Origin of the sequence: Streptomyces sedi, assembly GCF_006335015.1 — a bacterium.
GTDB lineage: Bacteria > Actinomycetota > Actinomycetes > Streptomycetales > Streptomycetaceae > Streptomyces > Streptomyces sedi.
Map to the genome: position 1 here is coordinate 12,555 of NZ_VDGT01000015.1, position 13,451 is coordinate 26,005.

Sequence of the window (13,451 nt, forward strand, 5' to 3'; positions counted from 1 at the left end):
CTTCCGTCTCCGTCCGTGAGGGGCGAGAACCCCGGAGTTACAGGAGCTAAGGCCTTTCTCAAGGCTTGGTAAACGAAGAGTAATGCGACGCAAAGGTCTGTACGAGGGCCAGACCCCGTTCAGCGGTGCAATTAATCCGAAGGAGGGAAAAAGTCATGGGAACCGCTTGTCATACAAACATCTCTAACGCTGAGAGGAAGAGTTTGGTGCGCTGCCCCGCGAATCGGGCGGAGCGGACAAAACCATGCGTTGGCAACGGGAGGACGCGAGATGGTCACACACACGACGAGACGGACGGCGACCCTGGTGGCCATCGGTGCGCTGGCCCTGGCCACGGGCGCCTGCTCGCTGTCGGGCGATGGTGGCGACGGCGGCGACAAGGGGGAGGAGCGGCACGAGTCCGCCTCGGGTGGCTCGGGCGAGGAGGGGGACGAAGACTCCGGCGGGGACGACGCCGGCCCCGCGCCCCAGCTCCTCGGCGACGGATCCACCGCCGACACCGGCCCCCAGCCCCACCAGCCCCCCGACCCCGAACCGTTGGCGCCAGGCGAGGAGCCGCCGCAATTCGTCGTCTTCTCCTGGGACGGCGCCGGAGAGGACGACAATCAGCTCTTCTCACGGTTCCGGGAAATCGGCGAGCGTTATGACGCCGACATGACCTACTTCCTCTCCGGTATCTATCTCCTGCCGGAGAGTGAACGCCTCAACTACGAGCCCCCGGGGCGCGAGCCGGGCGCCTCCGACATCGGCTACCTCTCCGACGAGCACATCGCCGCCACCCTCGAACAGGTCCGACTGGCCTGGGCGGAGGGCAACGAGATCGGCACCCACTTCAACGGCCACTTCTGCGGCCCGACCGGCGGCTCCAGCTGGAGCGTCGAGGACTGGGTCGACGAGATCGACCAGGCCAAGTGGATGGTGCAGAACTGGCGCACCACGACCGGCCTCACCGACGAGGAACCGCTCCCGTTCGACTACGAGGAGGAGCTGGTCGGCGGGCGCGCGCCCTGTCTTGAGGGCCAGGAGAACCTGCTGCTGGCCGCCGCCGAGTCGGGCTTCCGCTACGACTCCAGCGGCAACGCGCTCCAGGTCTGGCCGCAGCAGCGGCACGGGGTCTGGGACATCTCGCTCCAGTCGGTGCCCATGCCGGGACGTTCCTTCGAGACGCTCTCCATGGACTACAACTTCATGGTCAACCAGTCGGGCGAGGGCAGCGGTGACCCCGAGATGTGGCCCACCTGGCAGGCAGAGATGCACGACGGGCTGATGGCCGCGTTCGACCGGGCCAACGACGGCAACCGCGCCCCGCTGGTCATCGGCAACCACTTCAACCAGTGGAACGGCGGCATCTACATGGACGCCGTCGCCGACGTGATCAGCGAGGTCTGCCCGAGGGACGGCGTCGAGTGCGTCTCCTTTCGGCAGCTGGTCGACTGGCTGGACGCCCAGGACCCCGAGGTGCTGGAGCGGATGCGCGGCCTCGGCGTCGGCGAGGCGCCGCCCGGTGGCTGGGAGTCCTTCCTGGCCGGCTGACCGCCCGCCACCGGGACGCTCAGGCCGGCAACGGGCTGGACGCCTCCCGCAGCACGAACCCGGGGTCGACCTGCGCCGCCAGGTCGGCCCCGGTCCTGTCGTTGCCCCAGCTCGCCGCGTTCTTCAGGTGGAAGTGCACCATCTGCTGTGTGTAACGCTCCCAGTCGCGCAGCGGATAGCCGGCGTCCGCGGCCCGGTGCATGGCGTCCAGCGCCCCGGCGTCCTCCGCGTTCAGCGCGGCGAACGGCCGGCGTCGCCCGCGCTCCATGGCCCGCACCCAGTCCGAGTGGCCGAGCGTCACGAGCAGGTCGTCCCCGACCTCGTCGCGCAGGAAGGCGACGTCCTCGGGCCCCTGCGCCTTGTTGCCGATCACGCGCAGGGCGACCCCGTAGTCCCGCGCGTACTCGCGGTACTGGCGGTAGACCGAGACGCCCTTGCGGGTCGGCTCGGCCACCAGGAAGGTCATGTCGAAACGGGTGAAGAGCCCCGAGGCGAACGAGTCGCTGCCGGCCGTCATGTCCACCACGAGGTACTCGTGGCGCCCGTCGACCAGGTGGTTCAGGCACAGTTCCACGGCGCCGGTCTTCGAGTGGTAGCAGGCGACCCCGAGGTCGTCCGCGGTGAACGCGCCGGTGACCAGCAGCCGTGCCGAGCCCTCGTCCAACGGCACCTCGGTGGCGCAGGCGTCGAAGACCGGGTTCCTCTCGGAGAGTCGCAGCAGCCGCGAGCCCGCCCCGGGCGGCGTCGTCTTGATCATGGTCTCGGAGGAGAGGATGCGGGGGTTCTCGCCCCGGAGATAGTCCTTGATCAACGGCAGACTGCCGCCGAGCGGTGGGCACGCCGCGGCCTCCTCGTCCGTCAGGCCGAGGGCGACGCCGAGGTGTTGGTTGATGTCGGCGTCCACCGCGGTGACGGGGACGCCGCGCGCCGCGAGATGCCGGACGAACAGCGAGGACAGCGTGGTCTTGCCGCTGCCCCCCTTGCCTACGAAAGCGATCTTCATGTTCAGGAGCGTAGTGGCGTCGGGCGAGCACCCGAACACGCGAAGTGGGGAAATCCACTCGAACGAGTCCCCGATAATCGCTGGACCCCGCCTAGGCTTCGGTGCTATGAGCCCCGCCGCATCCACCGAACCGCAGACCGACCCCCTGGCCAGGCTGGCCGAACTCCCCGGCGTCCCGGCCGCCGTGGCAGGCGTGAGGGAGGCGGTGGACGCCGTCTACAAGCATCGCGTGATGCGCCGCCGCAGCCCCGAGGTCTCCTCCGAGGCCGCGCTGCGCGGCGCCCGCGCCTCGGCCGCGCTGGCCGGCGCCGACTGGGCGTTGGAGGAGGTCAGAAGGCGCAGCGACTTCGGCGGCGACCCCGAGGCCAGGACGGTGGGCGCGGCGCTGCGGACCACGGCCGAGGCGACGGAGTCGCTGGGGGTCTGGCGCGGTTCCCCGCTGCGGGTGCTGGCGCGGCTGCACCTGGTCGCCGCGGGCGGCCCGGCCGAGGGCGCCGAGGGAGAGCGGATCGGCCGGCCCCGGTTGGCCGGGGAGTCGGTTGAGGAGCCGGGGCTGGACACGCTCCCGCCGGCGCCGGGCGTCGAGGAGGTGGCGGCCCGGCTGGACGCGCTCGCCGGCCTTGTGGTCGCCGGCTCGTCGGCGCCGACCCTGATCACGGCGTCGGTGGTGCACGGGGAACTGGTGGCGCTGCGCCCGTTCGTCAGCCACAACGGGCTGGTCGCGAGGGCGGCGGCGCGGCTGGTGCTGGTCGGTGGGGGGCTCGACCCGAAAGCGGTCGCCCCCGTCGAGGTCGGCCACGCCGAGCAGGGCGTGGAGAGCTATCTCGCCGCGCTGGACGGCTATCTGGCCGGCACCAGGGCGGGGGTCGCCGGATGGATCGCGCACTGCGCGCGGGCCGCCGAGCTGGGGGCGCGCGAGTCCGTCGCCGTCTGCGAGGCGCTGCAACGCGGCGCCGCCTGAGCGCGTCCCGCGCCGCCGCGCCGGGTCAGACGGCGCGGCCCGCGGCGCGGCGGCGGTTGGCGTACCACCAGACCAGGCCGCCCGCGGTGGCGGCGGCCACGGCGGCCGTCGCCACGAGCGCGGGGCGGGACGGTATGCCGAGCGACACCCGCTGGCGCAGCCGCACCGGCCGCTCGAACGTCAACACCGGCCACTCGCGCGCCGTCGCCTCCTTGCGCAGCGCGCGGTCGGGGTTGACGGCGTGCGGGTGGCCGACGGACTCCAGCATCGGCAGGTCGGTGACCGAGTCGCTGTAGGCGTAGCAACGCGCCAGGTCGTATCCCTCGGAGACGGCCAGCTCGGCGATGGCCTCGGCCTTCGTGGGGCCGTAGGCGTAGTAGTCGACCTCGCCCGTGTAGCAGCCGTCGGCCACCACCATCCGGGTCGCCACCACCCGGTCGGCGCCGAGGAGTTCGCCGATCGGTTCGACCAGTTCGGCCCCCGAGGTGCTCACGATCACCACGTCGCGGCCGGCCTCGTGGTGACGTTCGATCAGCGAGGCCGCCTCGTCGTAGATGATCGGGTCGATCACCTCGTGCAGCGCCTCCGCGACGATCTCGCGGACCTGTTGTACGTTCCATCCGCGACAGAGCGCCGAGAGGTACTCCCTCATCCGCTCGGTCTGCTCGTGGTCGGCGCCGCCCAGCAGAAAGAGGAACTGGGCGTAGGCGGTGCGCAGCACCGCCCTGCGGTTGATCAGCCCGCCCTGGTAGAAGGACCTGCTGAAAGTGACCGTGCTCGACTTCGCGATGACGGTCTTGTCAAGGTCAAAGAACGCGGCGGTGCGGGGCTGCGGCAGGTTTTCCACGCCCCGAGCATAAGCGCCCGCCATTCGGCGTACGCTGGGGCGCGTGGGTTTGCCTGAGAAGGCTCTCGGGTACACCATGGAAGTCACGGATCGTTCGCGACCGTGCTAACCCGGCCCGGCTCCTCCCCCCCCGAGTCGGCCGTGGAAGACGACCCCCGCTCTCCCCCCCGGCGGGGGTCGTCGCCTCTTCCGAGACGCCTCCGGGGAGAATTCCCAGCTCAGAGCCCTGCGTTCGTGTGCGGGTGAGGATGCGTGAGCGGGACGTGTCACCCGATCGGTGCCTGCCCGGGGGTGCCCACCCGGACTTTTTTCCCTCTTCGTGCGCAGCCGAAGCGCTCACTCTCCGTGCCTTTTTGGCGGTTGACGCTTGGCGTTGTTCTTTTCCGTTGTGCGCGGGGCGAGTTGGCGCGCCGTGACCTCCACGAACGGGTGATGAGGTTTTCCACAGGGGGCTGGTTATCCACAGATTTGCGATGAGTTCCCCGAGGGGGCCCGAAACGCGTCACGCTGAGTGACGAGATGTTTCGGAGGTGCCGACGGGGTCGGTGCCGTGGAGCCAGGGGGCTTTGCCATGACGGAGTGCGCTTCCGTGCTGATCCTCACCGAGGACGAGGAGTTGCTGGACGATCTGCTGCGGCTGTGCGCCGTCGCGGGCGCCGAGGCCGAGGTGGCGCACGGCGCCCCGCCGACCGCCGAGCAGTGGTGGGGCGCGCCGCTGGTGCTGGTCGGTGACGACCGGGCGTTGGGCGGCGGCGAGCGCGTCGGGCCCGGGCGGCGGCCGGGGGTGCTGCTGGTCGGGCGGGACCTAGACGACCACCGGGTCTGGGCGCGGGGCGTGGCGCTCGGCGTCGAGCAGGTGCTGCACCTGCCGTGGGACGAGACGCGGCTGGTCGACCGGATCGCCGACGCGGTGGAGGGGCCGGGGCGACCGACGCTCACCCTCGGCGTGCTGGGCGGCCGGGGCGGGGCCGGTTCCTCGTCGCTGGCCTGCGCGCTGGCGGTGACGGCGGCGCGGGCCGGGAGGCGCAGCGTGCTGGTGGACGCCGACCCGCTGGGAGGCGGCCTCGACGTGCCGTTCGGCGGCGAACGGACGGCTGGCTCGCGCTGGCCGGCGCTGCTCTCCGCGCGGGGGCGGCTCTCCGGGACGGCGCTGGACGAGGCGCTGCCGCTGCTGCACGGGGTGCGGCTGCTCAGCTGGGACCGGGACGGCGGCATCCGGCTGCCGGTCGAGGCGATGCGCTCCGTTCTCGCCTCGGCCCGCAGGGGCGGCGGGGTGCTGGTGGTCGACCTGCCTCGCGCCGTCGACGAGGCGGCTGCCGAGGCGCTCACCCAGCTCGACCTGGGACTGCTGGTGGTGCCTGGCGAGTTGCGGGCGATGACAGCCGCCAGGCGGGTCGTGAGCGGGGCCGGGGCGCTGGTGCGTGATCTGCGCCTGGTGGCCAGGATGCGGCCGGGGGACGCGCTGCCGGGTGCCGAGCTGGCGCGGATGCTGCGCCTGCCGCTCGCCGGCGAGCTGCCGGACGAGCCGGGGCTCTCGGTCGCCGCCGAGATGGGCGAGCCGCCGGGGGCGGACCCGGGCGGGACGCTGGCCGCCTTCTGCGCGGCGCTTCTCGACCGCGCCGAGCCGCGTGCGGGGGCCGTCGCGTGACCGGGGCGGAGTACCGGGCCGCGGTCGCGGGTCTCGAAGTACCAGGTGCGGCTCCGGCAGGGCCTTCGCGGTCGTCTTCGTCCCCGGGGGTGCCGAGGGGGCCCGAGCCGCCGGAGCTGCCCGAGCTGTCGGCGCTGCTGGAGAGCGTGCGGCTGCGGCTGGCGGAGGAGGGCGCCGAGCCGACGCCGGGGCGGGTGGCCGCCGCGCTCCGCGCCCAGGGGCTGCTGCTGGGGGACCGGGCGGTGCTCTCCGTGGTGCGCGCGCTGCGCTCGGAGCTGGTCGGCGCCGGCCCGCTCCAGCCGTTGCTGGCCGCGCCCGAGGTCACCGACGTCCTGGTCAACGGCCCCGACGAGGTGTGGATCGACAGGGGCGGCGGCCTGGAGCGCGCGGACGTGCGCTTTCCCGACGACGCCTCGGTGCGCAGGCTGGCCCAGCGGCTGGCGGCCTCGGCGGGGCGCCGGCTGGACGACGCCCGGCCCTGGGTGGACGCCAGGCTCCCGGACGGCACCCGGATGCACGCGGTGCTGCCGCCGGTGGCCGTGGGCTCGCCCTGTGTCTCCCTGCGGGTGGTGCGCCACCGGGCCTTCACGCTGGCCGAGTTGTGCGCGGCGGGCACCCTGCCGCCCGGCGGGGAGCGGCTGCTGGGCGCGGTGCTCGCCGCGCGGCTCTCCTTTCTGGTGACGGGCGGCACGGGCTCGGGGAAGAGCACGCTGCTCGCCTCGCTGCTCGGCCTGGTGGGGCCGGAGGAGCGGGTGGTCCTCGTCGAGGACTCGGCGGAGCTGAGGCCGACGCATCCGCACGTGGTGCGGTTGGAGACCCGCCCGGCCAACCAGGAGGGCGCCGGCCGGGTCACCCTGCGCGATCTGGTGCGGCAGGCCCTGCGGATGCGGCCGGACCGGCTGGTCGTCGGGGAGGTGCGGGGCGCCGAGGTCACGGAGTTGCTCGCCGCGTTCAACACGGGCCACGGCGGCTGCGGCACGCTCCACGCCAACGCGGCGGCGGACGTGCCGGCCCGGCTGGAGGCGCTCGGTGGCGCGGCGGGGCTGCCGAGGGCCGCGTTGCACAGCCAGGTGGCGGCAGCGCTGGCGCTGGTGCTTCATCTGGTCAGGGACCGGCGGTCGGGGCGCCGCAGGCTGGCGGAGATCCAGCTGCTGGAGCAGGGACCCGGCGGGCTGGTGGGGACGGTGCCGGCCGCCCGTTGGGGCCAGGACGGGTTCGTCCGTGAGGAGGGGTGGGCGCGGCTCTCCGCGCTCTGCGCGCGGGGAGTGGCCCGATGAGCGCGCCCTGGGTGCCCTGGGCCGCGGCGCTCTGCGCCGTCGTCGGGGCGTGGCTGGTGGCCGGCAGGGACCGGCGGGCCGCCCGGGGGCGGGCGTTGGCCCTCGGCGGCGCCGGCGGGACGGCCCGCCGCCCCGCCCGCTGGCGGCCGGACGCGGTGGCGGTGCGGGTGGCGCTGTGCTGTCTGGCCGGCGGCGGGGTGGTGTCCCTGGCGGCTGGGTCCGCGGTGCCGTGGATGGTCTCGGCGCTGGCCGTTCCGCTGGTCGACCGCGGTTGGCGGCGGCGAGGCGCCGCTTCGGCCGCCCTGCGACAGCGGGAGGCAGTGGTGGACTTCTGCGTGGCACTGGCCGGCGAGGTCCAGGCCGGCAGGCCGGCCGTCGCGGCGCTCGCCACGGCGGGGCGGGCCGAGTTGGGCCCGCTGGCGGCGGCGCCGCTGGCCGCCGCGCGGTACGGCGGGGACGTGCCGGGGGCGCTGCGCTCGGCGGCGGACCGGCCGGGGGCCGAGGGCCTGTCCGGCGTCGCCGCCTGCTGGGAGGTGGCCGTGCAGGGCGGCGCCTCGCTGGCCGCCGGGCTGGAGCGGGTGGCGACCGCGCTGCGCGCCGAGCGGGATCAGGACGAGGAGTTGCGCGCCCTGCTGGCCGGCCCGAGGGCCACGGCCAGGGTGCTGGCGGCGTTGCCACTCGGCGGGCTGGTGCTCGGCTCGACGATGGGGATCGCGCCGCTGCGGGTGCTGTTCGGCACGCCGTTGGGGCTCTGCTGCCTGGCACTCGGCGCGTTGTTCCAGTGGGCCGGGATGGCGTGGGTCGCCGCCCTGGCGCGCTCGGCCGAGAGGCCGGCGCGGTGAGCGCCGAGTGGGCGCGCGGCTGGCTGAGCCTCGCGCTGGCGCTGCTCCTGCTGCCGCTGGCGGCCGGTCAGTTCCGGGCCCTGCTCCGGGAGCGGCGGCGGAAGGCGGCGCTGTGCGGCCGGCCGCGCCGGCGTTGGCGGTGGCCGAGGCGTGCCCGCGGGGCCGCGGCGCCCGATCCGGCGCTGCCGTTGGCCACGGAGCTGCTCGCCGCGTGTCTCGCGGCGGGGGCCGAGCCGGGGGCGGCGGCGGGCGCCGTGGGCGCGTCCGTGCGGGGCCCGGTCGGGGAGGCGCTGTGCCGGGCGGCGGCCGAGCTGCGGCTCGGTGGCGAGCCGACGGTGGTCTGGGGCCGGTTGGGCGCGCTGCCGGGCGCGGAGCGGCTGGCCAGACGGCTGGAGTCGGCGGGCGGCAGCGGGGCGCCGGTGGTGCGGGCGTTCGCGGCTGAGGCCGCGGAGGCGCGGGCGCGGCGCCGCCGGGCGGCGCAGGCCGGGGCGCGGCGGGCCGCCGTGCTGGTCGCCGGTCCGCTGGGGCTGTGCTTCCTGCCGGCCTTTCTGCTGCTGGGGGTGGCGCCCGTACTGCTCGGACTGCTGGCGGAGTTGACATGACACGGCCCCGAAACGTCCGGCGCCCTCTCCCCAGGTACGCGCGGCCGACGCCTCCCGGGCGGGGGCGCGGGCCGCCCGGGGCGACGCCTTCCACGCCCCGTCAACGCCGGTCACGCACACGGCAACCCTCCGCACCCGCCCATTCACCCGCACATCCGCACGCACATCCGCACGTCACTTCACGCATCGCGAGCCCGAGGAGAACGAGTCATGTACCACCCCGCCCCCTCCCACCCCCGACGGCCCTTCCCACCGCGTCAACGCCCGCGGCAGCGCGGTCCGCTGCGCCGCCCCCGGCACCGGCGCGCCCGTCCCCTCGTGCACCGGCCCGAGGCCGGGATGAACACGACCGAGTACGCCGTGGGCACCCTCGCCACGGCCGGGTTCGCCGCCGTGCTCTACCAGGTGCTCCGCTCCGACCTGGTGAGGGGTGAGCTGCGTGAGCTGGTCCAGCGGGCGCTCGACGTCCCACTCTGACGCCGGTTCGGTCACGGTCGAGAGCGCCCTGGCCATCCCCACGCTGCTGGTGCTTCTCGGCCTCCTGCTCGGCGGCCTGGGCCTCTTCACCACCCAGGCGCTCTGCCAGGACGCGGCGCGCGGCGCGGCACGGGCCGCCGCCAGGGGCGAGTCGCCGGAGCAGGTCGTGCGGGTCGCCCACGAGACGGCGCCGGGGGACGCCCGGGTCGAGATCAGCCGGGAGGGACAGCTCTACCGGGTCACCGTCTCGGCGCCGTCGCGGGTGACGGCGGCGTTCGGGATCGCGGTCAGCGGCGGGGCGGTGGCCCGTGTCGAGCCGCGCTGAGCGGGGCGACCGGGGCGGCGCCACGGTCTGGGCGGCGCTGGTGGTCGTGGCGCTCTGCGGCGTCTTCGTCGCGGTGGTGACGGTCCACCAGGCGCTGGCCGCCCGGCAGCGGGCCGCCACCGCGGCGGATCTCGCGGCGCTCGCCGCCGCCGACCACGCGACGGCGGGCCAGCAGAGCGCCTGCGCGGCGGCGCGGCGGGTGGCCGAGGCGCAGGGTGCCCGGCTGATCCGCTGCCATCTCGGTGGTGAGGTCGCCGACCTCACCACCGAGGCCACGGCCGGGCCGCACACCGCCACCGCCCGGGCGAGAGCGGCGCCCGCCGGCGTTCCCGACCCGGCGACGGCCGGCCGTGTCGGTTCAGTCGCGCGGCCGGCCGCGCAGGAGCTCGGTGAGGAGGCGGACGGCGCCGGCCTTGTGCAGGGGCTCGTTGCCGTTGCCGCATTTCGGGGACTGGATGCAGGAGGGGCATCCGGTGTGGCACTCGCAGGCCGCGATGGCGTCCCTGGTCGCGGTGAGCCAGCGCGCCGCGGTGTGGAAGGCGCGCTCGGCGAAACCGGCCCCGCCGGGATGCCCGTCGTGGACGAAGACGGTCGGCAGCAGCGTGTCGGGGTGCAGCGCGATGGAGACCCCGCCGATGTCCCACCGGTCGCAGGTGGCGAAGAGCGGCAGCATCCCGATCGCGGCGTGCTCGGCGGCGTGCAGCGCCCCCGGCAGGATCGCGGGCGTGACCCGCGCGTCCGTCAGCTGATCCTCGGTCATGGTCCACCACACCGCGCGGGTGCGCAGCGTCCTGGGCGGCAGGTCGAGCCGCGTCTCGCCCAGCACCTCGCCGGTCGGCAGCCGCCGCCGCAGATAGGAGACCACCTGCTGGGTGACCTCGACCGAGCCGAAGCACAACCGCGCCTCGCCCCACGGCACCTCGACGTCGGTCTCCAGCACGGACAGCTCGGCCACCTCCCGGGCGGAGGTGGACCAGGGCGGGTTGGACTCCTCGACGAAGGCGACGGAGTCGGCCAGGTCCAGCTCCCGGACGACGAAGGTCTGCCCCCGGTGCAGATGGACGGCGCCCTCGTGGACGGCGGTGTGGGCGGCCCCCGCGTCGACGGTGCCCAGCAGCCGGCCGGTCTCCGCCTCGACGACGCGCACCGGGTCGCCGCCCCTGCCACGGATGTCGACCAGGTCGGCAGGACGCTCCCTGCGGGTCCAGTACCAGCCGCCGCCCCGGCGGCGCAGCAGCCCCCGGTCGGTGAGCCGCGGCAGCAGCTCGGCGGCCGTGACATCGAAGAACGCTTCGTCGCCTTCGACATCCGCCTCGGTCAGCGGGGCCTCGGCCGCGGCGGCGCAGAGGTGCGGGGCCAGGACGTACGGGTTCCCCGGGTCCAGCACGGTGCTCTCCACCGGCCGTTGGAAGAGCGCCTCCGGATGGTGCACCAGATAGGTGTCCAACGGGTCGTCACGGGCGATCAGCACGGCCAACGCCCCCTGCCGTCGCCTGCCGGCCCGTCCGGCCTGCTGCCAGAGCGAGGCCCTGGTCCCCGGATAACCGGCCAGCAGCACGGCGTCCAGCCCCGCGACATCCACACCCAGCTCCAGCGCCGTGGTGGCGGCCAGCCCCAGCAGCTCACCGCTGTGCAGGGCCCGTTCCAACTCCCGTCGCTCCTCCGGCAGATAGCCGCCGCGATAGGCGGCGACGCGTCCGGCCAGCGCGCGGTCGGTCGCGGCCAGCCGGTCCTGGGCGATCAGCGAGATCAGCTCGGCGCCGCGCCGGGAGCGCACGAAGGCCACCGTGCGGACGCCCCGCCCGGCCAGGTCGGCCAGCAGCTCCGCGGCCTCGGCGGTCGCGGTCCGCCGGGCCGGCGCGCCGCCCTCGCCGCCGGATTCGGTCAGCGGCGGCTCCCACAGGGCGAAGACCAACTCGCCACGGGGAGAGGAGTCTTCTGTGACCTCCGTCACCGGCACGCCGACCAGCCGGCTCGCCGAGGAGCCGGGCTCGGCGGTGGTCGCCGACGCCAGCAGGAAGACCGGCTCGGCCCCGTAGAGCGCGCAGACGCGGCGCAGCCGGCGCAGCACCTGTGCCACGTGCGAGCCGAAGACCCCCCGGTAGACGTGGCACTCGTCGATCACCACATAGCGCAGCGCCCGAAGGAAGGAGGTCCAGCGTCGGTGCCCCGGCAGCAGGCCGGTGTGGAGCATGTCGGGGTTGGTGAGCAGCAGGTTGGCGTGCTCCCTGGCCCAGGCCCGTTCCTCCCTCGGGGTGTCCCCGTCGTAGACGGCGGGTCGCACCGCCGTGCCCAGCGGCCCCGCCAGGGCGCGTATCGCCCGCCACTGGTCGGCGGCCAAAGCCTTGGTGGGCGCCAGATAGAGCGCGGTCGCGCCCCGCCGGTTGGGTGCCGACGCGCCGTCCAGCAGCGCGTTCAGCACGGGCACCTGGTAGGTCAACGACTTGCCCGACGCGGTGCCCGTCGACACCACGACCGAGGTGCCGCGCACGGCGTGGTCCACGGCGTCCGCCTGGTGCGCCCAGGGCCGTTCGATGCCGGTGGCGCGCACGGCGTCCAGCACCTCCTGGCGTATGCCTTCCGGCCAGTCGGCATGGATCTCCTTCTGACCGGGCAGCTGCTCCGTATGAGTGATGCGGCGCGACCGTTCCCCGGGCGCGCTCAGCCGTGCCAGCACCGCCGTCGGAGACTGACGGCGACCGTCGGTCTCGGAGGCGTTCCGGGGTGGCTGGTTGTGGCGCACAAGGAACGAGTGTGTCACTGGTCCGACGGACAATGGCTGTAAGACGTCGTGCTGGGCATGGGGTAAGTGGTTGAATGCCCTGGCGGCTGCCGATCCAGGGGGGCGACCGCTCGTTAGCAAGGTGCTGGAGGACGATCCGTGGACTTGTCCCTTTCGACCCGAACCGTGGGCGACCGTACGGTCGTCGAGGTCGGCGGCGAGATCGACGTATACACCGCGCCCAAGCTGCGCGAACAGCTTGTGGAGCTGGTCAATGACGGCAACCACCACCTCGTGGTGGACATGGAGCGCGTTGACTTCCTGGACTCCACGGGACTCGGTGTGCTGGTAGGTGGCCTGAAGCGGGTGCGTGCCCAGGAGGGCTCGCTCCGGCTGGTGTGCAACCAGGAGCGCATTCTGAAGATCTTCCGGATCACGGGCCTGACCAAGGTGTTCCCGATCCACGAGTCCGTCGACGAGGCCATCACGGCGACCGACTGAGACGTGGCGCCCGGTCGCCCGGCAGCAGTTCGAAAGATCATCAGCGACCCGCCCCGGCCGCGACGGTCCACGCACCGTCGGCATCATGGCCGGGGCGGTCTGTCCGCATCACCAAGGGGGTTGGCATGGCCACCGTCGAGCTCCGCTTCAGTGCGTCCCCGGAGCATGTGCGCACCGCCAGGCTGGTCGCCGCCGCGGTCGCCAGAAGGGCCGGGGTCGACGAGTCGGCGCTGGACGAGCTGCGCCTCGCCGTGGGGGAGGCGTGCAGCCGAGCCGTCGGACTGCACGCGATCCACGGCCTGACGAGCCCGGTGCGGGTCGTGCTCACCGAGGGTGAGAAGTCCTTCTCGATCGAGGTCGGCGACGACGCGCCCAGCACGGTCCCCGCACCCCGGGAGTCCTCCGCCAGCGAGGCGGCCGAGGACACCGACGAGCTGGGGCTGGCCGTGATCAGCGGCCTCGTGGACGATGTCGAGGTTCTCTCCGCCGCCAACGGTGGTCTGATCCGCATGAGTTGGCCGACCGCCACGCCGTCCTTCCCCTGAGCCGTCGGGTCGTCCCGACCGCTCCGCTTCTTCGATCTCCTGGTCGAGGCCCCCGCGAGGGGCCTCGACCAGGAGATTCTCTTTCTCCGGCCCCGCCTTTTCAAGATCCGTCACGGGGCCCGTTTTCTTGATCCCTTTTCTCCGGCCGGAGAAAAGGGCTCGCCGCGC

13 protein-coding genes and 1 pseudogene are annotated in these 13,451 nt (G+C 74.1%); 11 read left to right on the forward strand and 3 right to left on the reverse strand.

The window, feature by feature from the left end:
• Positions 1–270 precede the first annotated feature (270 nt).
• Positions 271–1,533, forward strand: a complete 1,263-nt coding sequence (locus tag FH715_RS19050) for a polysaccharide deacetylase family protein (RefSeq protein WP_139646938.1) — start codon at positions 271–273, stop codon at positions 1,531–1,533.
• Positions 1,534–1,552: 19 nt separating this feature from the next.
• Here FH715_RS19050 and FH715_RS19055 read toward each other — a convergent pair whose 3' ends face one another.
• Entirely contained in the window at positions 1,553–2,536 is a 984-nt protein-coding gene (locus tag FH715_RS19055; protein ID WP_139646940.1) for an ATP-binding protein, read from the reverse strand.
• Between the two features lie 106 nt (positions 2,537–2,642).
• On the opposite strand from FH715_RS19055, the gene FH715_RS19060 reads away from it, so the two are divergent.
• On the forward strand, positions 2,643–3,497 hold the full coding sequence (locus FH715_RS19060; RefSeq protein WP_139646942.1) for a Fic family protein: 855 nt from the start codon (positions 2,643–2,645) through the stop codon (positions 3,495–3,497).
• A gap of 25 nt (positions 3,498–3,522) precedes the next feature.
• Here FH715_RS19060 and FH715_RS19065 read toward each other — a convergent pair whose 3' ends face one another.
• Entirely contained in the window at positions 3,523–4,368 is an 846-nt protein-coding gene (locus FH715_RS19065) for an HAD family hydrolase (RefSeq protein ID WP_139646944.1), read from the reverse strand.
• A gap of 547 nt (positions 4,369–4,915) precedes the next feature.
• Between FH715_RS19065 and ssd the strand changes: the two genes are divergently transcribed.
• From ssd to FH715_RS29045, 7 genes and pseudogenes are all read left to right on the forward strand, one after another.
• Complete coding sequence (ssd, locus tag FH715_RS19070; RefSeq protein WP_139646946.1) at positions 4,916–5,992, forward strand: septum site-determining protein Ssd; 1,077 nt, start codon at positions 4,916–4,918, stop codon at positions 5,990–5,992.
• Positions 5,993–6,081: 89 nt separating this feature from the next.
• Complete coding sequence (locus tag FH715_RS19075) at positions 6,082–7,269, forward strand: TadA family conjugal transfer-associated ATPase (protein WP_170184768.1); 1,188 nt, start codon at positions 6,082–6,084, stop codon at positions 7,267–7,269.
• A complete protein-coding gene (locus FH715_RS19080) occupies positions 7,266–8,111 on the forward strand; it encodes a type II secretion system F family protein (RefSeq protein WP_139646950.1) in 846 nt (281 codons plus the stop codon). Before FH715_RS19075 ends, FH715_RS19080 begins: the two co-directional genes overlap by 4 nt.
• Entirely contained in the window at positions 8,108–8,713 is a 606-nt protein-coding gene (locus FH715_RS29040) for a type II secretion system F family protein (RefSeq protein WP_342782181.1), read from the forward strand. The genes FH715_RS19080 and FH715_RS29040 overlap by 4 nt, the downstream gene beginning before the upstream one ends.
• Positions 8,714–8,923: 210 nt before the next feature.
• Entirely contained in the window at positions 8,924–9,190 is a 267-nt protein-coding gene (locus FH715_RS19090) for a DUF4244 domain-containing protein (RefSeq protein ID WP_139646952.1), read from the forward strand.
• On the forward strand, positions 9,153–9,515 hold the full coding sequence (locus tag FH715_RS19095) for a TadE family type IV pilus minor pilin (RefSeq protein WP_170184769.1): 363 nt from the start codon (positions 9,153–9,155) through the stop codon (positions 9,513–9,515). Before FH715_RS19090 ends, FH715_RS19095 begins: the two co-directional genes overlap by 38 nt.
• A pseudogene (locus FH715_RS29045) lies at positions 9,499–9,822 on the forward strand (Rv3654c family TadE-like protein); the annotation flags it as partial. The gene FH715_RS19095 and the pseudogene FH715_RS29045, both read left to right, overlap by 17 nt.
• A 51-nt stretch (positions 9,823–9,873) precedes the next feature.
• Here the strand turns inward: FH715_RS29045 and FH715_RS19105 are convergent.
• Complete coding sequence (locus FH715_RS19105) at positions 9,874–12,276, reverse strand: DEAD/DEAH box helicase (protein WP_246108844.1); 2,403 nt, start codon at positions 12,274–12,276, stop codon at positions 9,874–9,876.
• Positions 12,277–12,396: 120 nt separating this feature from the next.
• On the opposite strand from FH715_RS19105, the gene FH715_RS19110 reads away from it, so the two are divergent.
• Complete coding sequence (locus tag FH715_RS19110) at positions 12,397–12,738, forward strand: STAS domain-containing protein (protein WP_097231669.1); 342 nt, start codon at positions 12,397–12,399, stop codon at positions 12,736–12,738.
• A gap of 125 nt (positions 12,739–12,863) precedes the next feature.
• Positions 12,864–13,283 carry an ATP-binding protein gene (locus tag FH715_RS19115; protein ID WP_139646958.1) on the forward strand — a complete coding sequence of 140 codons (420 nt, stop codon included), beginning with the start codon at positions 12,864–12,866 and terminating at the stop codon, positions 13,281–13,283.
• Positions 13,284–13,451 lie beyond the last annotated feature (168 nt).

Excerpts from the sequence above, each read along its gene's own strand:
- FH715_RS19080 (WP_139646950.1), top strand. The coding sequence starts at position 7,266 with ATGAGCGCGCCCTGGGTGCCCTGGGCCGCGGCGCTCTGCGCCGTCGTC.
- FH715_RS19060 (WP_139646942.1), top strand. The coding sequence starts at position 2,643 with ATGAGCCCCGCCGCATCCACCGAACCGCAGACCGACCCCCTGGCCAGG.
- FH715_RS19055 (WP_139646940.1), bottom strand. The coding sequence starts at position 2,536 with ATGAAGATCGCTTTCGTAGGCAAGGGGGGCAGCGGCAAGACCACGCTG.
- FH715_RS19050 (WP_139646938.1), top strand. The coding sequence starts at position 271 with ATGGTCACACACACGACGAGACGGACGGCGACCCTGGTGGCCATCGGT.
- FH715_RS19065 (WP_139646944.1), bottom strand. The coding sequence starts at position 4,368 with ATGGCGGGCGCTTATGCTCGGGGCGTGGAAAACCTGCCGCAGCCCCGC.
- ssd (WP_139646946.1), top strand. The coding sequence starts at position 4,916 with ATGACGGAGTGCGCTTCCGTGCTGATCCTCACCGAGGACGAGGAGTTG.
- FH715_RS19090 (WP_139646952.1), top strand. The coding sequence starts at position 8,924 with ATGTACCACCCCGCCCCCTCCCACCCCCGACGGCCCTTCCCACCGCGT.
- FH715_RS19115 (WP_139646958.1), top strand. The coding sequence starts at position 12,864 with ATGGCCACCGTCGAGCTCCGCTTCAGTGCGTCCCCGGAGCATGTGCGC.